The organism is Vibrio anguillarum (assembly GCF_003390515.1).
GTDB lineage: Bacteria > Pseudomonadota > Gammaproteobacteria > Enterobacterales > Vibrionaceae > Vibrio > Vibrio anguillarum.
The window spans coordinates 2,275,214-2,301,153 of record NZ_CP031479.1; the positions used below are offsets into that span (position 1 = coordinate 2,275,214).

Consider the following 25,940-nt stretch of genomic DNA (forward strand, 5'->3'; position numbering starts at 1 on the left):
CTTAATTGATATTAATAGTATGCGTCTAATAGAAAAATCCATTTTCCCAATATTTCTCATTTTTGTATTTTGGCTGCCCATACCTTTAGGTAGTAATCGCCCATTAGCATGGTCATTCAATGAAATCTGGATTGCATTGCTGCTTATTGCCTGTTTATTCAACTACTCTTTTGAGCATTGGAAAAACTGTCTGATAAGGGGAAAATTAGTCATCATTCCCATCGCACTTATCACTTGCTGGTCATTCATCCAAAGTATTCCACAACTTGATATAACTCAGGATCCTAGTTTAGTCTTTGTCTCTGCAATCAAATCGCTCCACTATTTCCAGTTTTGTCTTATTGCTCTTGTCCTCATCGATACACCTAAAAAATTAAAACTTCTCGCAGTAGTCATGGTTAGCAGTGGAATTTGCCAAGGCTTTTACGCTGGCGTGATTTTGCTACTCAACCTAGATCATTCGATAATATTCAAGCTGCCACTAGGAAATAGAGCCTCCGGAAGCTTTGTCTATCATAATCATCTGGCAAACTTCTTGATGCTGAATCTCTGCATTGGATTTGGCTTATTAATTGCAAAACTCGATAGCTCACACAAAACCGGATTTAGAAATATCACTAAACAGTTTTTAGCCGTGTTGCTGTCTGATAAAGCCTTTGTACGTTTAGGGCTCGTGATCATGGTGATTGCATTAGTCTTAACACGCTCAAGAATGGGAAATATGGCTTTCTTTATCGCCCTAACCGTAAGTTGTGTGCTGTTGCTATTGTTTTACAAACCGAAACCCAAAAGTGTTTATGTGCTCATAATCAGTTTATTCATCATTGATACGTTCATCGTGAGCCAATGGTTTGGATTGGAGAAAGTCAAACAACGTCTTATTGAAACTAACTTGAAAAGTGAATCAAGAGATGATGTTGTCAGATATTCCCTAGTCGCAATACAAGAAAGGCCTCTGACTGGCTTTGGGGCTGGTACTTTCTACTCCACTTTCCCTTCCTACAATCAAGGAAAAGTAAAACTGTTTTACGATCATGCTCATAATGACTACATCCAATTCACATTAGAATCAGGCCTTGTCATGGTTTCGATATTAGGTGTAATGATCTTAGTCGCCGCCCAACGCGCATTTTATGCGTTTAAAAACCGCAGAAATAGATTGATGAAAGGGATCGGATTATCATCCATGATGGCTATTATTGGTATGTTGATACACATGAGTGTCGATTTCCCACTTCAAGCTCCCGCAACAACACTTTATTTCTTGCTGTGTTTATTGATGGGACACTGGTCAAATTCAATGCCAAGTCTGGTCACTCGTTCAAAATATTCCTGATATATAAAAACGACTTGAAGTTGCAGGTAAACGAATGTTTCCAACACCGCGCAGCTTCAAGTAGGAATGGTATACGTCCAGAGCAATCCCTACTCCATATCTGGTTAATAAAAAATCCCTCGATTATCTCGAGGGATTTTCAATTATTGAATTAAAACGATATCAGTTAATCGAATACAAACTGCAAGCCTTCAACTAACCAGCCACCAGTCCAAACATTGATCTGCTTGATGCGTTTACCTTGCGGCACAGTGTACGTTTCAACTTTTTTGTTGCTCGCATAGTAGGTTGACCCCAATAACACGCTAGAGCCATCCTTCATCGTGAACTTAATCGCCACTATGTGGTAACCACCCCAGTTATAAAGACCAGAGGTAACTTCCACGGATTGCAATTGATCAAGAGCAATCGGTGCTCTTAGCACACCACCGTTAGTACCTTGTACCGGGCCGCCCACCAAGTTATTGACCGTCGTGCCGATCGCATCGATCGCAAAACCAGAACGCAGATACATCTGGTTATCCGCCGTCACGGCACGTTGCGATTGCTGAGTATTTGAGTAACCAAAAATTGGAGACTCACCACCCACCGTTGCACGTAATGTACTCGAACGGTATGTATTATGGCTCAACCAACTCGGTGTCGCATTTGTAGGCACTACACCATCTTGAGTAACATTCGTCAGATGGAAAGCATGCTGGTTCCAGATGCGAGTTGCATTCTTCCAAGGTTTTGCACTGTCCGCAGATTCATAAACAAACACACCATGGTTAACGGCATAGTTTTTATCAAAATCATTAGCAACAACAATCAGCTCTGCATTATTGTCACCTTCCAGATCGACCACGATAGGATATTCCCAAAGTGTCGCCGTTGAGTGCGCTAACGAAGCTCGTTCTTTACCCGTTTTGCCATCTAACACACGTACACGAGCATGGTCTTGCACGAGTACTTCATCGATACCATCATTATCAAAGTCATAGGCAGATACACCAATTTTACCGCTGCCAGTATCATCGTTCGCAACAGACCAAACGCGCTCACCTTTGCTGTTATACATATCGACAGCGGCATAACCCGCGTAAACAATCCCTTTTACATCCAGATCATTGGTACCATTTAGCGTAGCTAACTCAAACTGAACACCGTCCAACAGCCAACCAGCGCTCCAAGCTTTGATGCCTTTAATACGACTACCTGCTGGTACAGTAAAGCGCTCGGTCTGCTTGGAATAAGCATAGTTTTTAGAGCCCATAGAAATCACGCTACCGTTGCTCATTCTAAAATCGAGCGCCAATAAATGATAACCACCCCAATAGTATTTACCCCAAGTCAGATCAATCGCTTTAATATCTTTGACGTTAACTGCGGCATTAAGATTGCCTCCCGTACCACCGACTAAAGTCGAAGCAGAAGCACCAATCGCATCAATCGCGAATCCTGAACGAACAGAGATTTTACCATCGACCGCCAAAACAATAGAAGCAGGATTGCTATTAGGTTGATAACCGTAGATTTTTGAGAACTCAGTCGTTTCAACTGCTTGAGCTTTGCCTAAAAAGTTAGATACCGCCTGCACACCACCGCCTGGATTGGCAGTATTATTGATTTCCCACTTAATGGTGCCATCGTGTTCTAGCACAGCAAAACGTGCGTTATGCCCAGTAGATGCAGAAGCAGGAACTGAAGCGATAATCTCTGGCTCAGCATCATTATCTAGGTTAACCAGCGAAGAGAACCAAACTGCATCATTGGCATGATATTGCCAATTGATCGCGCCGTTATTTTGAAACAGAGTACCACCTGAAAAGACTTCTTGTTGCTGATCGCCATCGACATCAACGTTGATCGATGACGGTGCCCAAGGGTGGTTAAAAATCAGCCCTGTGTGGTAGTTATACACACCATCTGCAGCCAGAATTTCGACGCTGCCATCATGGTCTAAATCAGCCAACGTGATATCACCAACAATACGCCAGCCACTTTCTGTGGTTGGGATCTGTTTTTTGATGTTGCCTTGGTTATCCAAAATCGTGATGAATTGCTCGCGATTGTTGGTTGTAACAATTTCAATGATTCCGTCACCATCCAGATCGCCTACGGCAGGAGAATAACGCGCATCCGCTATAACACCACCATTCGCATAACTCCACAACTCAGAACCATCCACACCACTTAAAGCACGCACTAAACCGCCAGTGGTGTATTTGTTTCCTTCAAATGTCACTACGATCAAATCTGCGACATCTTTTTCATCAATCTTGCCATCGCCATTGTCATCATTCAGTTGCGCGACAACCGGCGTAACCATCACTTGGTTAGAATTAGGTTGGAAAGCACTGCTTTGCCAAGACCACTTAAGCTTCATATTGAGTGCAGAGCTGTCACCTTCATAAGGAACAACACGCATTGAACGAGGCTTTGAGAAATCAAGAGTTTCGCCATTGTAGGCTGTGACTGCTAGCATCTGCTCATTTTGAGTATGACCACCAAATACCGCTAAACGGTTATAAGAGAGGTTATCCCAATCACTCAGCATGACACCTAAACCTTGTGGCGCTTCCACATCCACTTCATGAGTATAGATATAAGCAGGCAATGAGTAGCCTGAGCGCTCACCCTCTTTCAAACAGAAACGCTCACCCGTTTGGCGGCTAACGATACAAGCCTCAGGATAAGTTTCAGAAGCCAGCACTCGCATTGAGCGTGGTTTAGAAAAATCTAAATAAGCGCCGTTGTAGGCCTTAACATTCTTAAGATCTTCGTTGCCAGTATAACGATTGAACACAGCCAAACGGTTATAAGACAGGTTGTCCCAATCACTCAGCATGACAGAGACACCACTCGGAGCCTGTACATCGACTGGATGAGCATAAATCCAGCTAGGTAGGGAGTATCCCGAGCGCTCTCCTACATTCAAACAATATTTTTCGCCATTCAGGCGGCTGATAATACACCCTTCGGCTTCATTCGTTGTGGCTTGAGCCACGGTGCTACTTAGCGACAAAAGACTGACAGCAAGTGCAATATATTGAGACGTCATCTGTAAGACTTCCTTTACTTGTGGTTAATTTTTCAAAGCCAGAAATGATATACATCTGGTTGATTTTTTTGTAATTATTATTTTTTAAACCTAGGAACTGGTGTCGTGAATTGCCAATAAAAAATCTGACGGAATCATCAATAAATGGAAGGGATATTTCAACACAACACGCCTATTTTTATGCCTCACTAATGAGACATCTCAAAGTTGAGAAACGAACCGACTACAGTGAATATCTCTCTGTTTTTTCAAGAAGCGTTTTATAGATGCTGTTATACTTAAACCAATTAGATAAAGAGGGTGGCATCTTGCGTTACATATTTATTTCACTTATTTTAATCAGCCTAAGCCCAGCCATTATCGCTGAAGTCGTTTCTCATAATGTAATAGAATATGGTGCCATCGCAAATGATGGAGAGGATGATTCATCCGCATTTCAAAATGCACTGAATCAATTAAATGATAATAATGTACTGATTATTCCCTCTGGCGAATATCAGATTTGTAAAACCCTTTATTTAAAGGAAAAGAATAACATTGAAATTATTGGCTCCATACACAGTAAATTACACGGAAACCGCATGAACATCACCGCATGGTAAGGCTTTCGAGAACCTTACTTAGGTAGTTTTCGTCCATTGCGCAGTTCATCCGTTTACGTTTAATGCCACCTTTAAAGGTGGTTTCACTCTTTAATAGGTTCAAACACATCTGCCTGATCCTTGCTAAAGCCTCTGCGCGATCATCGGCTCTAATACGAGAATTGTCCTCACTAAATGCGGTATCAAGAGACCAATGCATGGCCTCTACGCCCCAATGAGAACGCGTCGCTTCAAGCAGCGTTTGGGCTTCTAATTCTTTAGAACATATATAATAACGAATACTCACATCTTGCTCTGTTGCTACAGCCGATTCTTGGCGAATCGAAGCGACGATGCCCATTGATTTTAGCTCGGGCCATTCATGCTCAATATCACCTAAAACCGACAAATCACGGTTCACTAAAGCCACTCTCGTTTCCGTTCTTCCGTGACTTTTTTCTTGAGTACTGTAAGAACTGCCGTCAAAGTCTTGAAGCATGTCCATTCGAAAATAATCATCAAAGGCTTGCTCAAGCATTCCCTGATTACCTTTCACTGCTAACAAATAATCCGCTTCTTTATCGAGAATTTTTTGCGCTATTTTCTTTTGGCATCCCATTGCATCAATCGTAACCAAGCAGCCTTTTACCTATAGCAAGTCAAGTAGCTTGGGGATCGCGGTAATTTCATTACTTTTACTATCAACCTTCTGTTGGCCGATACTCATTCTGTTTGCAGTAGCAAAAGCATTCACCATGTGAATCGTTCCTTTACCCTTAGAGCGATCATAAGAACCACGTAATGTTTTACCGTCGATAGCGATGACTTCTCCACCCGTCAGTGTATGGCAGTCCTTCATCCAAGCTATAAAGCTTCTTTGCAACCCTGCCGGATTAATCATGCCCATCACACGAGACAAAGTATCTGCCGATGGAATGCCTGCCTCAAAATGACCATATCGTTTTAGGAAATCTAAGCGAGCATTGCCAAAGTCAATAATGCCATCCCAACCGTCATGACCCGACAAGACGCCACAAATTGTCAGCAAAATAATGTCTGATAATTTGTGTGCTATTTTATTTTCCTGTCGATAATCTTTAATGATTTGAAAATGCATAAATGGGTTGGTTAACTCGCTCATATTTAGGCTCCTATATTGTCTAGGAGACATTAGAAAACAACGAAAATGATCTACAAGCAGATCTTTATTTTCATGTGGTTACATTCAATAGTTGGGATTAGTGATAGGTTCAAAGCGGATTCTTAGCATCTTTGCAGCCCTTATATATCAACGACCTTCATGCAGTTTCCCTGGAAATGTATCCACCGTTACTTGCCAGCTGATTTTGATTTAATGAAAGGTTTGCTTCAATCACTGGCTGTCACTCACAATCCACTTCAGCATAAGAAGCGGTTGAAAATAACAGTGCCAAGCATGATGCCAGATAATAATGAGGTTTGCTCATGATAGATCCTTTAACGTAGACAACCATTTTTTACAACTGGCGCTAAGGCTAATTGATAACTATAAAAAATACATCCGATTTTTATTAAAGGATCAGCTTTTATCAAATCAAAGACAATCACATTGACTAAGAATTAATAATAAAAAATTTATTCAACTAATAATTTCCCGAAAATTTAATTCAATCACCACCGCCCAAGGCGGTGATTTAGGGATGATAAAAATAAGCTAAAGTTTACTTTTGCCTAGCCAATTTAATTCTTTCGCTTTATTTTTTCATTAAGTAGTAGCCAAGCATAACGACTATTAGTCACTAAATAACGCTTCCACATTCTTCCAGGTTCTTGTAACACACGATATAACCATTCCAACCCAGATTTTTGCATCCATAAGGGTGCACGAGAAACATGGCCTGCGACAACATCAAATGTTCCCCCTACCCCCATCACAAATAACACACCCAACTGCTCTTGCCAGCGGTTGATAAAATTCTCTTTTTTCGGTGATGTGATCGCAACAAACAGAAGTTTTGCACCTGACTGACGGATCTTTTCAACTATCGCGTGTTCATCATCCCAAAAATAGCCATGGTGATAACCCGCAATCACTAATTGTGGATGCTTTGCCTGCATGGCCGCAGCCGTTTTTTCAACAATCTCCGACTTTGCGCCTAGGTAGAACACTGGCATTTGTTCTTGTGCAGCCATCGCATTGAGCTCTAGAAACAAGTCAACACCCGCCACTCGTTCCGGCACTTGGTGACCTAAAAAGCGCGCGCCCCAAACCACACCCATACCATCGATATTGATCATGTCACACTCGGTCACGGACTGAGCCAATTCAGAATCCTTACGCATATTGACTAACTTAGCAACATTGACCACTACATGCTGGGTAAACTCTTGTCGCAAAATGCGATCGCGGATCAGAGCAACAGTTTCACTCATCGAAGCCACATCCATTGGGCTACCAAGAAAATTAATGCGTTTCAATCGGTTATTCCTCATTGGTAATTCTTAAATAAAAACGGAATGAAAAGTACATCCACGCTTGGGTCCAGCGCGCGTAGTGAATTCGGTTAACCCAACGTTTGTTACGTTGATAAACAAACTGATCCCGCTCGGGCATGTACAGCGTTTGAATAGCACGCTGAATGACGCGTTTAACCAAAACAACATCACTCTCCTCGCCTCCAACACTGAGTAAGGTAATAATTGCCTGTGATACTGAATGCGGATCCAGTGGATAAGGATTGTTGTGGTAATACTTGGCGGTTCCATCGGCTTCAAACAGATGCTGTTTGTAAAAATGAAAACCGCGTGCAATCACCTCATCAAATTCCTTTGTCGCTAAAGTAGTTCGTATAAGGTGTAGCGCTTCTAAGTTGTAGCCCGTATGAAATCCGTCAATAAATCCGTGGTGATGACGAGTACCATAAGCCCAACTGCCATCGTCTGCCTGAGCCTGAGCACTGTTACGCGCAATGCGTAATGCCAACTCGGTGTAATCAGGGCGAGACATTTCTCGGCCGACCACGGCCAGCCAAGCTGCCGCCCACAAACTGGCGTTGTGCACAAACGCCGTTTCCCCGGGAATGTACGCAAAAAACTCCCCGATCTCATTTTGAGTCAATAAATGGTCAGCAATAAAATCACCACTGCGCAGCGCCAACTCGACCCAGTCAGCTCGCCCCGTCAGTTGCCCCAATTGGTGTAAGGCACGGCTGACATAGACTGTCGTGATCACATTTGGCTTCCCCTTAGGAACAAAGAATGCACGCGCTTTCCAATCAAAATGATACCCCCAACAGGCGCCATGCCAGATTTGCTCATCACAACGCTGAGTCACTAGCCACTGCGCAAGTTGCTCCGCTTCTGTTAGTAAAGCGGGGGCTTTTGTCACTTGATACTCTTCGAGCAACCCGAGAATAAACAGAGCCACGCCTTTGGGGTTTCGCGCTTTGGGCACACCTAGCCATGGCCGAAGATTAATGGGAGAGCATTTGAACAACTGGATCCATGCTAAGCCAAAAGTCGAGTCTTTGCTTATCGGCAAGCGCTTGAACCAGCTTGAATTGAGTCCATCAAAAGGGTCATATCCAGCGAATTGTTCTGTACGAGCTTTATTCAATAAACATTGGCTAATGTCAGCTACAGTCGTCGATTTCATGATTTTAATAGCTCATCGTAGAGTGTTTGTAGACGCGGGATCACCGCCTGCAAAGAGAAGTTTTCGGCAAACTTTTGTTTAGCGGCCGTAGCAATACGTCGATTTTCCGCACGTTGCTCAATCAAATCTCCTAGTGCTTGCGCTAAAGCAACCACATCGCCAGCCTCAATTAAACGCCCTTGTTCACCATCGCTGATCGCATCAGGAATCCCACCCGCTCGACTTGCTACCACGGGAATACCTGCCGACATGGCTTCTATCACTCCCATTGGAAAGCCTTCGTTATAGCTGGGTAAGCAATAAATATCCGTTTGAGTCAATAAGTTGGTCTTCGCCTCACCAGCAATCCAGCCTAAACAGTACACAGAATCAGCGAGCCCCATTTTATTAGCCATAGCCTGATAAATTTCAATATCGCCATCGCCAGCGAGATAAAGCTTCGCCTCAGGACAACGCTGTTTGACTAACGCAAAAGCTTGAATCAGGTCACCCACACCTTTGCGCGTGCCCAAACGACCAAGGAAGGCAATACGACCTGGCTGAGCAAGATGGCGATCTAAAGCCAAACTGGGTACAGCGTTATACAGCACAGAAACACCTTGTGTTCGTCCTATCACCTCTTGTAGCCATGTCAGCCATTGAGTGGATAGTACCAGTACATGATCAGCTAGAGCAAAAGTACGTCGAATGTGAGTTTGCTGATCCACATTGCACTCATCTCGATAGAAATCACGAAACTCGGCACCATGCAAATGCAAAATAACCTTACCTTTCAAAAGATTAACCAGGCGAACAATCACAGATTTACGTCGATAGCTACCTCGTGATGACATGTGAATATGCACAAGGCCAACTCGGTAACGTACAAAGCAGTACAACAATTGGCAGAGAGCCAGCATAAAGCGTAATGTCATTCGCCATTTCTGTCCGTGGTCTAAACTTGAGTGTGAAGCAATCAACTTGATTTGGTTTTCCTCTAAAAAACCGCAATCAGCGTACGTTGAAACCACAGTTGCCACGCCACCTTGACCTTTCAGGTCAGTGGCGACCATTAGATTAATCGCTTTTCTCACAACACATCCTTGATAGTACAGATAGCTTGTCGAATCTTACCATTCCCGGTACGCTCAAGCGCTGCCACCATTTCTATGGTGACAATTAACGAGCTTCCTAAGCGAGCTTGAGTATTACCGATTAACTTTTGTTGCTGCTCTTCATTAAATTGCTCAGCATCCGCCACCACTTTAACCACAATCTGTTCACGTTCACTCTGAACAAATTGGCATGCTATAATCCCAGTGACACCTTTAGGTATATGGTTCAGGATATGCACTTTTTGACCATCTTCGCCGACGAGATAATCACCAACACGTCCCTTAATATGTTCAATTATTGGGTAGAATCTCCCACATGGACACTGCTTCTCGTCAGACAATACGACATGGTCACCAGTTTTGTACCTGACTAGAGGAAAGTAGCTATTATTGAAATTAGTGCCGACAATTTCATGAGTACCATTTCCCGCATCTAAAAATTCAACATGTGAGTAATCGGTGAGAACGTGATAACGACCATGCTCACAATTAGCAATTGCAGCAACCCTTTCAAATAGGCCATACCAATCAAACACTTTGCAGCCAAAGCGCGTCTCAATAACTTGGCGATCTTCTGCAGACAAAGACTCTGATGAAGTGATAATGGATTTGAGCTTCGCCGGATAATAACTTTGGTTAGCCTCTAAATAGCGGGCTAAAGTAGCAATCGAAGAAGGATATGCTTGAATCACTTCAACTCCAAAATCGACCATAGCTTGCAGATAACTAGGTATCGTTTGCGATGTAAGATGGAAAGATGAAAGCACTATCATCTGTTCAAACCAGGAGTAGCGCCAAAACGACCCTTGTTTTTGACTCAATGGCACCACCATATCGCCCCTGATCCACGCTCGTTTATCACCTTTACGATACCCCGCCCAAGCCAACTGTCTTTCGACAAAGGCTTGCTCACGAATAACTGAATTCATGTCTTGCAAAATAGTCAGAGGCGTGCCGGTTGTACCACTTGTAGCCCCTTTCACTACCACAGAAGGTTTGTTCTGCGAGATAAACTGCTCGTGGTCATGACGCAATACCGCTTTATCCAGATATGGAAAAGCCTCAAGCTCAAGATTGAGTAAGTCTAAATTCTGATAAAACGGTACATGATTACGAGCATTAGCTAAGGTGTTTTGAAGCTTATCTTGTTGGTAATCGCCTAAATGGGTGCGCGAAAACTCATTAGCCTGGATCTCTTTTAGAACGGCGCGCATCTCGCCGTTTTCTCTGACCATTTTACGTGAAAGCGCCCGCACAGAAAGCATGACATTTTGCAGCCAGATTGGCGCCTTAACATAGATTGAACTGGTAAACATCAGTAAAAATCCTTTGCATTAATACCCGTTTTGATCACTTTGGCTGGAACTCCAACTACGACGCTATTAGCGGGCACGTCGTTAATAACAACTGCATTAGCTCCAATCACTGAGTTTGAACCAATATTCACGGCTCCTAATACTTTTGCTCCAGTTGCAATAAAAACATCATCGCCAATTACAGGAACTTCTTTTGCTCTGGAGCGACCACCTATAGTTACATTCGTGCCAATAACGCAGTTAGAACCTATCTTAACATGCTTATGAATAACTACTCCGATACCACCATATCCCAAAATAGTCCCCTTACCTATTGAGGTCTGGCTATAAATAACACAGTTATGAATCAAGCGGATCAATAAATCGCATAACTTAGGGAATGCAGGTATATTTTTTTTGTAGCACCAGCTACCCAATCGATATAATTTCATAATCCACCTACCTTTTCATTAAAATCTTTTTGTAAGATTGTTTTTGCAACTGTAGATAACAAATATAAAGCGACAGCCATAGCGACGGTTCCATCATAATAGGTAAAACCATACGTCGTAACACAAGTTAGCCAAGTTGCTACAACAAAAGCAGCAATTCCTATATATGGAAAATATATTACTTGCCCATAGTACTTTATGGTTTGAGCAATCTTGATGACTACTAGAATTTGGGCTATCGCCCAGATAGCACCTAATAAACCGAAACTGACGAGTAAGGTAACCAATCCGCTATCATTGGTCTGTAACATCAAAGCTCGTTGAATTTGCGCTTCACTTTTTCCTGTCTCATCAATAACGAAGCCTAAAATTTTTGGTGCAAAATCAGGGTGAATAAAACCCGGACCTATAAATGGATAATCCATAAATGCTTCTAAACGCTGTGGATTCTCGGAGAATCGGTAAATGAAATTACCTTCATCATCACCAACTTCATTGATAATTGTTGAGAAACGTTCGGTCAAAATACTAGCAGATTGAAATAAAACTATAGGAAAAACCAATACCAACGACACAAAAAAAATACGCATCAATTTTATCACATACTTTTTTTGCAACAATAACATCAGTAAAATCAAGCAAATAAGCAATGATACCCAATAGGTTCGTGTATAAGAAAGTATGACAGAGGAAAGGCTTGCAATTAGAATTATAGCTATATACAACTTATTCTTAGGTTGTGAAGTTAACAAAACAATGCAGCAATAACAAGCTGCTGCTAACGCATAAAAATAAGCCGGAATATATACCCGAGTTACGTAGTTATCACCAACTAGTAATTGATCAACCCTCGAAATCGAACCAATATCGATACCGAAAATTTGTAATAACATGGAAATAAATTGAATAACACAGATATAGGAGATAAATTTTAATAATTCATTAATATCATTATACTGAGAAAAAAAACGAGCAAAGTAAAAGAACACTGCAATATAAAAGAATTCCCGTGCAATTTTTAGCGAAGAAATTAGTGGTAAGTTAAATCGCAACGTTGTTAATATTAATTGAACAAATGTTAGTGCCAAAAAACCCCAGATAAGCATGTAACACCCGCGGCTGAGCTTGTTAGACGGCCAGCGATGCCATCCCTTGCGTAGTCCATCAATCAATAGAATAGACATCATCATAATATATAGCAAATCACGAAATTTAAACAACCCGGGTAGACGAATAAATTTCTCAGGATCAATAAAGCCTACAAAATCAACAGTTGCTAGAATAAAAATATAGCCAAGAATTTTAGGATGGCGCCATAAATATACTCCACCAAGTAACAAAAATGGAAAAAATATAGCCACATAATTTAATCCAACTGAAAAGTAAATTATATATGTGGCGAGCAAAACTGCCAATAAACATAATAGTATCGTTCTATAAATAGGATGACTAAACATTTATAATGCAGCCAGAAAACGTCGGGAAACTGCAGGCCAATTATAATATTCAACCACAGCATTTACCCCTTTCTTAGAAATACTTTCATATAAATCTTGGTCAACTACTAAAGATCTTATTTTTTGCGCTAATGATTTTGCATCCTGTAGCGGAACAACAAAACCACGCCCATCAGCCAAAATATCAGGCATAGCATCAATATCGCTGGCAATACAGGGAAGACCATTAATCATAGCCTCGAGCAATACTAATCCAAAAGCTTCATAATATGAATGGATAACAAATACATCTGCTTGTTGATAAACATCCAGCAATTCTTGACGATCGTAAATTCGTCCTAAATAGCTTACATCATCTCGATTAGGGCATGGATTACTTCGTGGGCCAACAATCACTAACTCAGCAAAGTCATCGTCTTTATTCAAAATATCTAATGCTTTTAAAATGACATCCCCCCCTTTTTGTTCAAATCGCTTACCAACAAATAGCAACGTACGTTTTTTTTTAGCCTGCCAAGATTTTGCTTTTGGTTCATTTAGATCAAAATTCACACCATAACCAACAACTGTGATACAAGATTTTGACACTGAGTAATCATTATAGAGCGCATTTTTAATATATTGGCTTGGGACCATAATACGCTTTGCCGCTTTGTAGACCTTTTCCTCACGTTCAAGCCAAGCATTTAAAGCCTTCTCTCCTAGAGGTAGCAATGGTTTTACTAAAGCATCCTGTTTCTGCTGTGCAAGTGACATTGTGTAATCAGTTAGAATATAGAAAGGCTTATCAGTTTTAAAATAACGTAAGCAATCAAAAGTCCCAGAAACTTGAATAATACCCTGATATCTGGCAGAGCTTCGTCGCTTTAATACACGAGCACACCAACGACTTTTACGGTCAAAAGCCCAAGGTGTTTTATGTAGTTGGTTATATTTAGTCTCCGCTTTTTGAACCCATTTCTTATAACTGAAACAAAAAGTACTGATAAATGACCATAAGTATATGCTCCACATTTTTGGCATCGGAATAATATCTAGCTCCACATTTTGGGCAGAAATTTCATTAAAAATCCTCTCACTGACACCGGAAAAGTCAACACTGAATACCAAATAATTATTTTTCATGGAGAACATCTTTTACAGTTTTAATTAAGCTAATGGCATCAATATTAGCATCAAACTTAGTTGAAAATTCTTGACACTTGATACCCCATAATAATTTTTCACTCAATACTTGTTCAATTACCAACTTCCACGCTTCAGCATTTTGGTAGTCAGCAACAATAAGTTTTTTATCGGGAACCGTCTCAGGAAGGCCACCACGGTTAGAAACGATCACCGGAACAGCGTGGCAAGCGGCTTCAACCGACACTTTGCCAAATGCTTCTTGCCATATTGATGGCACCAATACTAAGTGTGAGATACGATATAATTGTAAGGCGTCTTCATAAAGTGGTCGGAAGGTTATATTATCTATAGTATGCTCGACAAATCCACGACCAACGACTAGAAATTGTTGTTGTGGCATAAGGCGTGCTATTGCTCGGAAGGTTTCAAGCCCTTTAACTACACTGTTTCCTACCATTGAGATAAATTTTTTCCCATCTTCTGGAAACACTGGTTTATCAAGAGTTGGGGTGAATGGATAGATAATCACAGGTTTAATTTTTTCCTGTACCGCCAGTCCGTTGGCAATAAAAGATGAATTGGCAATAACTACATCGGCTCTTTTTAATGCTTTAGAGTTTTGGTAGCAATGAAACTTGAAAAATGGGTAATCGGTAGCTCTCTTTACTACGCGCAGTATTTTATTCTTCAATCCAATAGGCTTTGAATATTCAGGTCTATTATTAAGGCTAAATTCTTCATGAGCATAATAGATTACCGAACGATTCTGATCTTTGACTGCATTCACAGCAGCAATGGATGTTGAACAATTAGCGATCACCAGATCATACTGATTATGTCTAAAATGGCGGTAAATACGAAAATAATTAATAAAATTAGCAAAGTAATTCAAAAATTTCGCATTAAATAGCTTAATGATTTCTATTTCACCGTAATAATGCTTTGGATATTTAGAATATACATCTTTTTCACCTGATACAACCACAACCTTATAGTGCTTCTGCAATAGCTCAACCATAGTTGCAATACAACTCTCAGCACCACCTAATTTATACTGAGCATTTCCACTAAAAACAGCAATCTTCTTCATTTAATCAACCTGAAATTAATTTATTAATTAACCCGCGTTTAAATAACAAGTAACCAACCGCCATCGAAAGAACAGCGGAAACCACGACTAAAACGAATGCGTTTCCATCACCGACTGTTTCTCTCAAGATTATTGAGTAGAAATAAATTATAACACTAAATAATAATGGCGTTATAAATACAACTATATTTCTTAATAAAGTTATATTTAAAATTCGAGCGACAATTGATGCCTGAAGTATTAAGAATACTAACTGGGATGCAACAAAGGCCCAAGCAATACCAACTAATTTTAATTTATCATACAACGCTAATGACAGGACTAATAACACCAATAAACAAATAACATTTGACACCAATTCCCTATAAACAATACCTCTCGATTTGAGTAAGTCTCCAATTACGATAGAAATAGAGGTTAATGCTGCCCCCCAAGTCACCACATCAAGAATAGGTGCCATTGCCTGCCAGCTTTCACCATAGATCCACATAACCAATTTGTCTGAAAATGCATAGATGAAAGCAGAAAAAGAAAAAAATATACTACACAATACAATTAAGACTTTCTCATACATTATTTTTACTGAATCAATATCATTTTGTAATCTTGAAAACTCAACAAAGAGTACCGAACTGACATTCCGAGAAATTTGGTTCAGTGGCATTTGAACCAGTTTAAGGGCTCTAGAATAAATTCCAACACCACTAACTCCTGAAGCTAAGTTAGCAAAGTACTTATCCGTATTGGCAGTCGAGTATAAAAACATACCCTGAAATGTCATCCCTAATGCCATCCTCATATATTTATTAATTCGGTTGATCTCTAAGCTTGGAAATAAATAATAAACATTTTTTACACTCATAATCACGATGATCAATTTAAAGACGCAGCGGGTAGCATATGCTAATAATAACGATTGATACCCAAACCCGTTGCTCGCTAGGATATAAAGAACTATAACATATATCACAACGGAGTATAATTCAGCAGCACCAACCTTCCAGTACATTTCTTTTTTCATCATAGCCATGCGATAAACATATTCTAGAGATAGCACAGGTATTAACCAGCCCAAAATAATGTATCCTGATACTAGATAATGTCCAATAAACTGTGCCAATATATTAACTGCGGAAACAGTAGTAATAGAAAAAAATATACCTAGAATAAGTACTGAAATAGCTATCGCAAAAAGATCTTTATCATTAGACTCTGAGTATTGTACAAATGGGATTGCCATTGATTTTAATGAAAACATAGAAAACAGTTCAACGACAATTAATGAAATAGCATAAATACCAAAATCCTCTGGTAATAATAGTCTTGCAACTATTATCTCAACCCCAAAGATCAACAACTGAGATCCTATATTAAATATTCCTGTAGAAAAAATATTTCTTAATAACATAATTAACTTATTTTATTAACGATAATTTAATACAAGCTTTCATATTGAGATATTATCACGGCAGTATTTAAACACCGTTCGAGTCTCATTTTGTCCGCCGTAATAAGTTTATTTAGTGCTAAAACTGATTCCATTTTCTGTTGAAGATCATCACCATCAACCAAAACTAATCCACTAATAGCAAAATCTTCTTCAGCAAGTACGCCTACACGAGTAGCAACGACAGGTAAACCGGTTGCCAACATTTCAAGCGGGGCCAAACCAAAGGTCTCCTGATCAGATAAAAACACACCAACATCTGACTGCTGATAGTATATCAACATCTGATCACGACTAGCTCGGCCAACAAACTTTATATCATTCGTTAAATTAAGCTCTGCGATCAACTGCAATAATCTGCTATAACAATCTTTATCAGCTATAGGTCCTATGACCGTTAATGATACGTCTTTTCCCTGTTGTTTCAGCGCAAAAACCAAGCGAATAATGCGATCAATACGTTTACGCTGACTAATAAGGGCACAAGTAACCAATCTCAAAGTTTCATCGCTCTTATTTAGACTTCGGGTTACCTGAAAATAGGCTTCATCGATCGGATTACCAATCACTGAAATAGGCTTTGCAATATCTTGTACCAAGGCTGATTTCAGCATTTGACCAACACAGGTATAACGATCGATGAAACAGTCTGATAGCCAAGGCATAACTTTGACATACAAGAAATCATTAGTTTTGGACACGCTCTTGCGACAAATAAGCTTATAAGAATGAAGTGTTAGTAAGCGATTAGCACTTTTTCCAACACCGATCATCCAAGAGGGTATGTGGGAATGAACTACATCTGGTTTGAAAACCTTAATTTGCTCATTGACCCGAAGTGCCGTACCAATGAACCCAGGAATTGGTAAGTTATAGCGTTTTTCATTTGTCGGGCAGAATATAACTTCAACAAAAGGTGATAGCCTGATAGGTGTATCACTGTAGTCAACCTGACAAAAAGGGTCAAATGCTAATACTCGGTATTGGAATCCACTTTCTTTACGTTCAGTTAAATACTTAACCAGCATTTGGCAAACTGAATCTACCCCACCAGCACTTTTACTACCCCAATCGAGCGTCGATAACGGCATCAGCAATAAAACTTTCTTCACTTTTATACAACACCTCTAGTATCAATCACGACTTTCTTAGCAAATGCCGTTTTATCTGCTTCTTTAAAATCTCGGTGATCAACCAGCACCACGACGATATTGGCTAACTCTAAAGCACGCTCTAGCGAGACTAGTTCAACATCATGTTCTGCTAACTTACCCGGTAGTTGGTGGATATTTGGCTCTACTGCTAAGATTTTTCCGATATTGTCTTGTGCTAAATGCAAAGTGATGTCTAAAGCTGGGCTTTCACGTAAATCATCAATATCGGCTTTAAAGGCCAAACCTAAGCAGGCAATAACAGGCTTTTTGAACTGATCTGCGGCTTGTTTTACCTGATCAACGACCCAGTGTGGTTTACCATCATTAACATGACGAGCAGCAGCAATCAGTTTTGCTTCTTCTGGGCAGCTGTTAACAATAAACCAAGGGTCAACTGCAATACAGTGCCCGCCAACACCTGGTCCTGGATTTAATATGTTGACCCGAGGGTGGCGGTTGGCCAATTTAATTAATTCCCAAACATTGATTTTTAATTTCTCACAAATAAGGGAAAGTTCGTTCGCGAATGCAATATTGACGTCGCGAAAGGAGTTTTCTGTTAATTTCGCCATCTCCGCCGTACGAGAGTTGCTGATGATGCATTCGCCTTTAACAAAGGTTTTATACAGAGCCATCGCTTTCTCGCTACACGATTTACTCATACCACCAATCACTCGGTCATTACTGACTAATTCTTGTAGTACATAACCCGGTAAAACTCGCTCTGGGCAATGCGCTACTTTAATGTCAGCCGTATCACCTTTATGCTGTGGGAAAGTTAAATCAGGACGAGCCTCTGCTAGCCATGCGGAAAGCTTTTCTGTCGCACCGACTGGGGAAGTACTTTCCAATACCACCAAGTTGCCTTTTTCCAGAACTGGCGCAATCGCTTTGGCTGCGGCTTCTATATAGCTAAGATCAGGCTCGTGATTATCACCTTTAAATGGTGTGGGTACCGCCACTAAGAAAGCATCAGCTGGTTCAGCTGTCACAGTTGCTTTTAGTTTGCCAGTCATCACTGCACTTCGAACTACGATATCTAAATCCGGTTCGACAATGTGAATTTCACCTTTATTGATTGTATCGACAGCGTGTTGATTGACATCTACGCCAATCACTTCAATACCACGCGAGGCTATAACGGCAGCCGTTGGCAGGCCGATATACCCTAAACCAATCACAGAAACTTTATTAAACATCTTATTTTCCTTAAATCTTATCTTGCTAGAATGTCGGCGATACGTTGACGGGCTTTGCCATCACCGTATGGATTGTGTGCTTGACTCATGAGTTGGTAAGCGCGCTCATCACTAAGCAACCGGTCTAACTCTTCACAAATCAGTTGTGTGTTAGTCCCAACCAGCTTGACCGTACCCGCGCTTACCGCTTCAGGTCGTTCGGTGGTGTCTCTCATCACTAATACAGGCTTCCCTAGCGATGGTGCCTCTTCTTGAATACCACCGGAATCGGTTAAGATGATGTGTGCTCTGTCCATCAAATAGACAAAGGGCAAATACTGTTGTGGATCCACTAAGAAAATGTTTTCAATGCCTTTTAAAAGACGATTGACGGGCTCTTGAACATTCGGATTAAGATGTACCGGATAAAGAATTTGACAGTCAGGGTGACGCTTTGCTGTGATGGATAAGGCTTCACAAATACGCTCAAATCCATCACCAAAACTTTCACGGCGATGGCCTGTAACAAGAATGAGTTTTTTATTGTTATCAAGCATCGGAAACTGGTGTGCCAGCGTAGCATTGAGATCTTGCTCGTTGTGAATCTTGTTACGGATCATAAACAAGGCGTCAATGACGGTATTCCCAGTAATATGGATGTTCTCGAGGCAATAATTTTCATCCAATAAATTTTGTTGAGATGTTGCCGTTGGTGCGAAATGGTAGTGAGTCAATGCACCCGTAAGCTTGCGGTTCGCTTCTTCAGGCCAAGGGGAATAAATATTGCCGGTGCGTAATCCAGCCTCAACGTGGCCGACTGCAATTTGCTGATAATAACAAGCAAGTGAAGTCGCAAACGTTGTAGCGGTATCGCCATGAACTAAGACAATGTTTGGTTGAAAGTCTTTTAGAACCGTTTCCATACCGTTCAAGATTTTAGTCGTTACTGTCGTCAGTGTTTGCCCTGGTTCCATGATATTAAGATCAAAATCAGGCACCACTTCAAACAACTCTAAAACCTGGTCAAGCATTTCCCTGTGCTGGCCAGTGACGCATACTTTTGTGTCGAAGCGGTTATCTTGTTTAAGCTGATGAACTAGAGGCGCCATTTTAATTGCTTCAGGTCGTGTACCAAACGCAATGAGTATTTTTTTCACTTTATTTATTTCCTTGGGCTAAACTAAACGACTGTTAAGAACAAACTGTTCAACGCTATTTCTTCAAAAAGTAGATAAAAATGGTGAATAGCAACGGTTAAATACGCTACCGCCACTAGATGTCGCCTCTAGAATGCGCATTTTCTTCACATTTTTTGCTTTATGTATATAAGAGAAAACTTATTAACCACCCACATTTAATCACCTACCTACAAACTATGAGTAGAAATTAATTGCCAAACTGTTGCTTTGTTTTTTGGGGTGGGTAATCAAAAAGTCATATAAAACTTTCTATGTGTTACACACAAAGTTTCATTGCACTTTCCTTTAATTGATATTGTTTAGATATATGTTCGATGATCCCTTGGGCCCCGCTCTCTATCAGTTCCAAAACCCGTTCAAACATATGAATATTTCCTTTGTAAGGATCAGGGACTTCCGTGACACCGATGTGACTATGCGATAGAAACAGTGAAAGTTTCTCTTTATGTTTAGCAGGACAAATGTCAATCAGATCCGCTAAGTTGGCTTTATCTAAGGCAAAAATAAGATCAAATTTTTCGAAATCCTCAGAACAAACCTGCCTTGCTCTTAAATTTGACATTGAATAGCCACGCTGCTCAGCGACAGATATTGCTTTGGGATCTGGTTTTCGGCCCACTTGATAATTCACAGTACCAGCGCTTTCAACAAATAAATTAATTCCATGTTGTTGCGCTTTTTGGCTCAAAACAGCTTCAGAAAGCGGTGAACGGCATATATTTCCCATGCATACGATGAGGATAGAGAGTTTTTTATTTTCCATGGCCATTACTGATGCATTCACTTCATTTTGTCTCTGTATTAAAGAGGTGGATAGAGTATCGCAAGGCGCATTGCAATGGGTGTCTCAAAATTGAGTCTATCTATAATTAATACCTAAGATTTAAATAGGAAAAATGAACTGGCTATTTTGATGGATTATCGAAAATGGCATTAACCATTTGATATCTCGCTTGTATGTACAAATAACTTGATGTGATAAGCCGGCCGCATGTGATTTCATCTAATGAGCATAGATAACGGTGAATGGAATAGGTGTGAACGGTGAACAAAGAAGAGCCTGCAGGGCGCAGGCTCTTGATACGTTAATCAGTGAACACTTCTGGTTTTAACATCATGCAGCAGTTCTTGATTAAGTTCAGCTTCAACATGACCTGGAGAGCGTGTTGATGCCGAGACCAAACGATACATAGCAGGGATAACAAACAGAGTGACTAAAGTGGCAAAACCCATACCGAAGAAAATCACCGTACCCACCGCAACTCGGCTTTCATAGCCTGCTCCTGTCGAGATAATTAATGGGATTGAACCTGCTAAAGTAGTAAAGGCGGTCATCATGATTGGCCGTAAGCGCCTTGCTGAAGCATCAATAATTGCTTTTTCAAACTCAACCCCCCGGTCACGCAGCTGGTTGGCAAATTCAACGATCAAAATGCCATTTTTGGTCACCATACCGATCAGCATAATCATCCCAATCTGGCTATAGATGTTGATACCTTGTCCCATAATTGATAGACCAAGAAAGCCGCCAAACACACCCATCGGCACCGTCAACATCACCACTAACGGGTTGATAAAACTTTCAAATTGGGCGGCTAGTACCAAATAAGCGACAAGCAGCGCTAACGCAAATACAATGGCTACGCTCGATTGGTTTTCTTTAAAATCTTTTGACTCACCTGAGTAACTAATGGAAATATCACTAGGTAGTGTTTCAATGGCTTTCTGATCCAGAAAATCAAGCGCTTCGCCCAACGTGTAACCAGCTGATAAATTTGCAGTAACCGTGATCGCCTTTTGCTTATTGTAATGAGACAAGCGGATTGATGATGCCACTTCTTCCACTTTCGCAAGTGCATCCAGTGTAACAAGCTCACCAAATGCGGTTCTCATGTAGATCTGGCTTAAATCGGAGGCGTTATTGAAGCTATTTTCGTCCCCACGGAGATAAACATCATACTCTTCGCCACGCTCAACAAAGCTGGTTTCACTCTTCCCGCCGAGCATCACTTCTAACGTATCTGAAATATCCGCGACACTGATCCCCAATTCCGCGGCACGCTGCCTATCAATCGTCACCACCAGTTCAGGTGTCTTTTCGGAATAATTGGTGTCAGCTCCTTCCATAAAGGGGGAATTTTCAGCTTCCGTTTTTAACAATTCGGCCCATTTTTTGAGTTCAGGATAGTCTGACCCACCTAACACAAACTGAACAGGCTCGTTAGAGCCACCACGAAAGCCGGGCATAAAGGGCATAACTCGTACATCGGGAATTCCCGTTAGCGTTTTTTTGACCTGCCCTAATGCTTGTTGAGCGGTGATGCTTCGTTCGTTCCAGTCATCCAAAATCATGATAACAAAACCCGTCTGATCACCCGCTTGCCCACCGAACGCGGGCGATTGAATACTAAACGACTTGAGAAAACCTTTGCCAACCAAGGGCATTAACCGCTGCTCAACAAGATCCATATTGGCCGACATCCGATTATAACTGGTCGCATCCGCTCCGCGCACAAAGGCAAAAATAACGCCGCGATCTTCTGAAGGCGTGAGCTGAGAAGGCACTTTCTGCATCAGAAAATAACTGCCACCAACGCATGCAAGGATGACGAGCGGTGCAGCCCATTTCCAACTGATAGCAAAACGTAAAGAGGATTTGTAACCCGCTTCTAAACGGCCAAAAACACGATCAACAAAACGATTAAAACGGTTTGGTTTGACATTGACCTTTAAAATCTTGCTACCGAGAACGGGCGTTAAAGTTAACGCTATTAGCGATGAAAAGAGAACCGACATGGCCAAAAGTACAGAGAACTCGGTGAACAACAGGCCGACCATACCGTCCATAAAAGAGATCGGTAAAAAGACCATCACTAATACCAATGTGGTGGCAATCACGGCAAAGCCGACTTCGCGCGTCCCTTTATAAGCCGCCAGCAGTGGCTTCTCTCCCTGTTCTATGTGATGAAATATATTTTCCACCACCACAATCGCGTCATCAACAACCAAACCGATGGAAAGAATCAGCGCCATCAAGGTGATAAGGTTAATGGAGAATCCGAAATAGTAAGCGGCAATAAAAGAAGAGATCAATGATACTGGCACAGTAACGGCTGGGATTAGCGTTGCCCGAACTTGGCCGATAAAAATGTACAGTACCAAAATCACTAAACCACCCGTGATAAACAGTGTGCTATACACTTCCGAAATTGAGCGATCAATAAAAACGGTCGAGTCGTAGTCAATGGCCAAGCGCGTTCCTTTGGGTAGAAACTGCTGAATATTATCGACTTCTTGATGGACACGCTGCGCCACATCCAAGGGGTTAGCATCTGACTGTGGCACAATGCCCATGCTCACATTAACCACACCGTCGCTTTTGAAGGTTGAGTTTTCGTTCTCAGCGCCGATGAAGACATCCGCGACATCTTTTAAGTAAATCAGCGAATTGTCACTTGCGCGCTTAACCACCAAATAGTCAAAATCTTGAGCCGTTTTGTACGCTCGGTCGGTACGCACCGACATTACTGTCGAATCGTTACGCACTTCCCCGCCCGGGCTTTCAATATTTTCACTGCGCAATGCACTTGATATATCAGAAGTCGTGACACCACGCCCAGCCATCAGATTCGGCTTGAGCTTGACATACATCACCTTATAAAGACCACCAGACACATCCACAGAACTGACGCCAGAGATTAAACTAAAGCGGTCAATCAAAGCTCGTTCGATATAATCGGTCAGTTGGGTTCGATCCATCTCTGAAGAACTGAGATTAATGTACAAAGAAGCTTCACCAGAGCCATTATTTTTGAATACGGTTGGATCATCTGCTTCATCCGGTAATGAGCGCTGCGCTCTCGCAACGGCGTCGCGGATATCGCTCACACCAGTATTGAGATCGTAACCCAGTTCAAATGTAACGGTAATCCGTGACATGCCATTACGCGTGGTGGATTCAATTTCATCAATCCCGCTAATGCCTGCCAGTTGATCTTCCAATACAGAAGTGATTTGGCTTTCAATGATGGTAGCTGAAGCCCCTGCATAGCGAGTACTGATTGAAACCACCGGGCTTTCAATATCGGGCATTTCCCGGACCGGAAGCTTAGAAAATGACACTAGACCAAAAACGCACAATAGTAAGCTTAATACCACCGCCGCCACAGGGCGCTTCACTGAAACATCGGATAACCACATTATTTGTCATCCTTTTGTATCGGTGAGCCATCCACATTGACTTCAGTAACGACAATGCCGTTTCTCATATTCACGATACCTTGCACCACAATCTTATCACCAATGGCTAAACCTTTATCAATCACCACTTGATTGTCGATCCGCGCGCCAAGCCAAACTTCCGTGCGTATTACTTTATTATTGCTATCAATCACATAGACATAGCGTTTAGTGCCTGAATATTCGAGTGCTTGAACGGGGATAATGGGCGCTTCAATCGCTGGGAAATTCAACTTAGTAGAAAGCAACATCCCGGGTTTTAGCTTGCCATCTTGGTTATCGAAATGAATACGGACACGCAAATTCAAGGTTTCACGGTTAATGCGAGAATCAATACCCACAACTTTGCCGGTAAACTCGTTTTTTGCCCAAGCATTACTCTTCGCCGTCACCGTCATACCTTTACTGATTAACGAAAGGTAACGCTCTGGCACTTGGATATCGAGTTGCATCACCGATAGGTCATCTAAAGTCAGCAATTCCGTCCCTGCACTGACCATTTTGCCCAAACTAAAATCAATAAAACCAACGGTGCCATTAAATGGCGCGCTAATGTGCAGATCGTTTAAATTTGCGTTTGCTGCATCTAAACGTGCTTGAGCAATATCAACACTCGCTTTTTGCGCATCGATTTCCGTTTGGGTAATGGCGTTCCGTTTGACCAAACGTTCAAACTCTTTCAACTTACGCTGTTCATCGTTCAAATAGGCTTGAGCCTCTGAAAGTGCGGCTTTGGCTTTATCATCATTAAGCTGAATTAAGAGCTGACCTTTCTTGACCTCTTGATTGGCTTTAATCGCAATATGGCTGACCTTTCCCGAAACTTCAGATGAGATCTCCACTGCTCGTTCAGCTTCTAATTTACCAATCAGTGAAAGAGACTGAGACACTTGATGAGTTGCCACACGCTCTGCGACCACCGCAACGGCCTGTGGTGCTTGCGCAGCGAACGCACTTAACGGTGTGGTAAGCAAGGTAACCATCATTAACGAAAGAATAGACGTGTTTTTCATAGTTTTTATTCAACAATAAATAGACTGATTGAATTGTAACTGCTTATACGACGCTCGAACGTCAAGGAGTGTAAATCTTATTAAATATCTGTAACGTGCGTCATAACTTAGCCTCCTCCGGCTGCTTTTTAGGCGTCACACACAGGCTATACCCAAACAACTTGAAGTTGCAGGTAGGCGGCAAGTAAGTTCATCCCCATGAGCATAGATAAACTATGTGATTGGGGTGAGCGAACGTAGCCAACACCGCTGCAGCTTCAAGTGGGAAGGGTATAAATAGAACAAAACTATCCATTCCTCACCCCTTTGCCCAAAAAGGCAGCATTCAATTCAAAATCATAAGAAAAAGGCTTTACAGAGAGAGCGAGTTTGCTATCATGCGCTCCGCACTTGAGCAATGCGTTGGGAAAACGTTGTTTAAGCATACTGTGAGCCAATAGTGTCCTTATAAGCACTATAAATCACACTGTATGAAAACCCTCTGGAGGGGTTCCCGAGTGGCCAAAGGGAGCAGACTGTAAATCTGCCGGCTCCGCCTTCGATGGTTCGAATCCGTCCCCCTCCACCATATTCTCTCGCAAGAGAAACCTTGATTGATAC

At 41.5% G+C, this 25,940-nt stretch carries 17 protein-coding genes, 1 tRNA gene and 3 pseudogenes; 3 read left to right on the top strand and 18 right to left on the bottom strand.

Annotated elements, in window-relative coordinates; genetic code table 11:
* Window positions 1-19 precede the first annotated feature (19 nt).
* A complete protein-coding gene (locus tag DD616_RS13785; protein ID WP_208871805.1) occupies window positions 20-1,336 on the top strand; it encodes an O-antigen ligase family protein in 1,317 nt (438 codons plus the stop codon).
* Window positions 1,337-1,502: 166 nt separating this feature from the next.
* Here DD616_RS13785 and DD616_RS13790 read toward each other — a convergent pair whose 3' ends face one another.
* Window positions 1,503-4,379 (bottom strand): beta-prism lectin domain-containing protein, encoded by a 2,877-nt coding sequence (locus tag DD616_RS13790; protein ID WP_208871806.1) that lies wholly within the window; start codon window positions 4,377-4,379, stop codon window positions 1,503-1,505.
* 266 nt (window positions 4,380-4,645) lie between these two features.
* Between DD616_RS13790 and DD616_RS13795 the strand changes: the two are divergent.
* A pseudogene (locus DD616_RS13795) lies at window positions 4,646-4,948 on the top strand (glycosyl hydrolase family 28-related protein); the annotation flags it as partial.
* 19 nt (window positions 4,949-4,967) lie between these two features.
* Here the strand turns inward: DD616_RS13795 and DD616_RS13800 are convergent.
* From DD616_RS13800 to DD616_RS13875, 17 genes and pseudogenes are all read right to left on the bottom strand, one after another.
* A pseudogene (locus DD616_RS13800) lies at window positions 4,968-6,101 on the bottom strand (ISAs1 family transposase).
* A 166-nt stretch (window positions 6,102-6,267) separates the two neighbouring features.
* Window positions 6,268-6,426, bottom strand: a pseudogene (locus DD616_RS17550) (RbmA family biofilm matrix protein); the annotation flags it as partial.
* 253 nt (window positions 6,427-6,679) lie between these two features.
* On the bottom strand, window positions 6,680-7,432 hold the full coding sequence (vpsK, locus tag DD616_RS13805; RefSeq protein WP_088732045.1) for an exopolysaccharide biosynthesis glycosyltransferase VpsK: 753 nt from the start codon (window positions 7,430-7,432) through the stop codon (window positions 6,680-6,682).
* Window positions 7,422-8,594, bottom strand: a complete 1,173-nt coding sequence (gene vpsj / locus DD616_RS13810) for an exopolysaccharide biosynthesis protein VpsJ (RefSeq protein WP_199871384.1) — start codon at window positions 8,592-8,594, stop codon at window positions 7,422-7,424. The genes vpsK and vpsj overlap by 11 nt, the downstream gene beginning before the upstream one ends.
* The gene (gene vpsI / locus DD616_RS13815) at window positions 8,591-9,667 is read right to left on the bottom strand and encodes an exopolysaccharide biosynthesis glycosyltransferase VpsI (RefSeq protein ID WP_199871385.1); all 1,077 of its coding nucleotides are present in this window, start codon (window positions 9,665-9,667) and stop codon (window positions 8,591-8,593) included. The genes vpsj and vpsI overlap by 4 nt, the downstream gene beginning before the upstream one ends.
* Window positions 9,664-11,004 carry an exopolysaccharide biosynthesis protein VpsH gene (gene vpsH, locus DD616_RS13820; protein ID WP_088732039.1) on the bottom strand — a complete coding sequence of 447 codons (1,341 nt, stop codon included), beginning with the start codon at window positions 11,002-11,004 and terminating at the stop codon, window positions 9,664-9,666. The genes vpsI and vpsH overlap by 4 nt, the downstream gene beginning before the upstream one ends.
* Complete coding sequence (locus tag DD616_RS13825; protein ID WP_088732037.1) at window positions 11,004-11,435, bottom strand: serine O-acetyltransferase; 432 nt, start codon at window positions 11,433-11,435, stop codon at window positions 11,004-11,006. The genes vpsH and DD616_RS13825 overlap by 1 nt, the downstream gene beginning before the upstream one ends.
* The gene (locus DD616_RS13830; RefSeq protein ID WP_199871386.1) at window positions 11,432-12,796 is read right to left on the bottom strand and encodes an O-antigen ligase family protein; all 1,365 of its coding nucleotides are present in this window, start codon (window positions 12,794-12,796) and stop codon (window positions 11,432-11,434) included. The genes DD616_RS13825 and DD616_RS13830 overlap by 4 nt, the downstream gene beginning before the upstream one ends.
* Before the next feature lie 96 nt (window positions 12,797-12,892).
* The gene (locus tag DD616_RS13835) at window positions 12,893-14,017 is read right to left on the bottom strand and encodes a glycosyltransferase family 4 protein (protein ID WP_157724315.1); all 1,125 of its coding nucleotides are present in this window, start codon (window positions 14,015-14,017) and stop codon (window positions 12,893-12,895) included.
* A complete protein-coding gene (locus tag DD616_RS13840; RefSeq protein ID WP_088732031.1) occupies window positions 14,007-15,110 on the bottom strand; it encodes a glycosyltransferase family 4 protein in 1,104 nt (367 codons plus the stop codon). The genes DD616_RS13835 and DD616_RS13840 overlap by 11 nt, the downstream gene beginning before the upstream one ends.
* A 4-nt stretch (window positions 15,111-15,114) precedes the next feature.
* A complete protein-coding gene (locus DD616_RS13845) occupies window positions 15,115-16,518 on the bottom strand; it encodes an oligosaccharide flippase family protein (RefSeq protein WP_088732029.1) in 1,404 nt (467 codons plus the stop codon).
* Between the two features lie 26 nt (window positions 16,519-16,544).
* Window positions 16,545-17,669, bottom strand: a complete 1,125-nt coding sequence (locus DD616_RS13850) for a VpsD family glycosyltransferase (RefSeq protein WP_208871807.1) — start codon at window positions 17,667-17,669, stop codon at window positions 16,545-16,547.
* A gap of 2 nt (window positions 17,670-17,671) precedes the next feature.
* On the bottom strand, window positions 17,672-18,910 hold the full coding sequence (gene vpsB / locus DD616_RS13855; protein ID WP_208871808.1) for a UDP-N-acetyl-D-mannosamine dehydrogenase: 1,239 nt from the start codon (window positions 18,908-18,910) through the stop codon (window positions 17,672-17,674).
* A gap of 17 nt (window positions 18,911-18,927) precedes the next feature.
* Window positions 18,928-20,046 (bottom strand): non-hydrolyzing UDP-N-acetylglucosamine 2-epimerase, encoded by a 1,119-nt coding sequence (wecB, locus tag DD616_RS13860; RefSeq protein ID WP_208871809.1) that lies wholly within the window; start codon window positions 20,044-20,046, stop codon window positions 18,928-18,930.
* 298 nt (window positions 20,047-20,344) lie between these two features.
* Window positions 20,345-20,872 (bottom strand): low molecular weight protein-tyrosine-phosphatase, encoded by a 528-nt coding sequence (locus tag DD616_RS13865; RefSeq protein ID WP_013857370.1) that lies wholly within the window; start codon window positions 20,870-20,872, stop codon window positions 20,345-20,347.
* A 305-nt stretch (window positions 20,873-21,177) separates the two neighbouring features.
* The gene (vexH, locus tag DD616_RS13870; protein WP_208871810.1) at window positions 21,178-24,288 is read right to left on the bottom strand and encodes a multidrug efflux RND transporter permease subunit; all 3,111 of its coding nucleotides are present in this window, start codon (window positions 24,286-24,288) and stop codon (window positions 21,178-21,180) included.
* Window positions 24,288-25,340 carry an efflux RND transporter periplasmic adaptor subunit gene (locus tag DD616_RS13875; RefSeq protein WP_094124433.1) on the bottom strand — a complete coding sequence of 351 codons (1,053 nt, stop codon included), beginning with the start codon at window positions 25,338-25,340 and terminating at the stop codon, window positions 24,288-24,290. The genes vexH and DD616_RS13875 overlap by 1 nt, the downstream gene beginning before the upstream one ends.
* A 483-nt stretch (window positions 25,341-25,823) precedes the next feature.
* Here DD616_RS13875 and DD616_RS13880 point away from each other — a divergent pair.
* Window positions 25,824-25,908: transfer RNA gene (locus DD616_RS13880), tRNA-Tyr, on the top strand.
* Window positions 25,909-25,940: the final 32 nt, after the last annotated feature.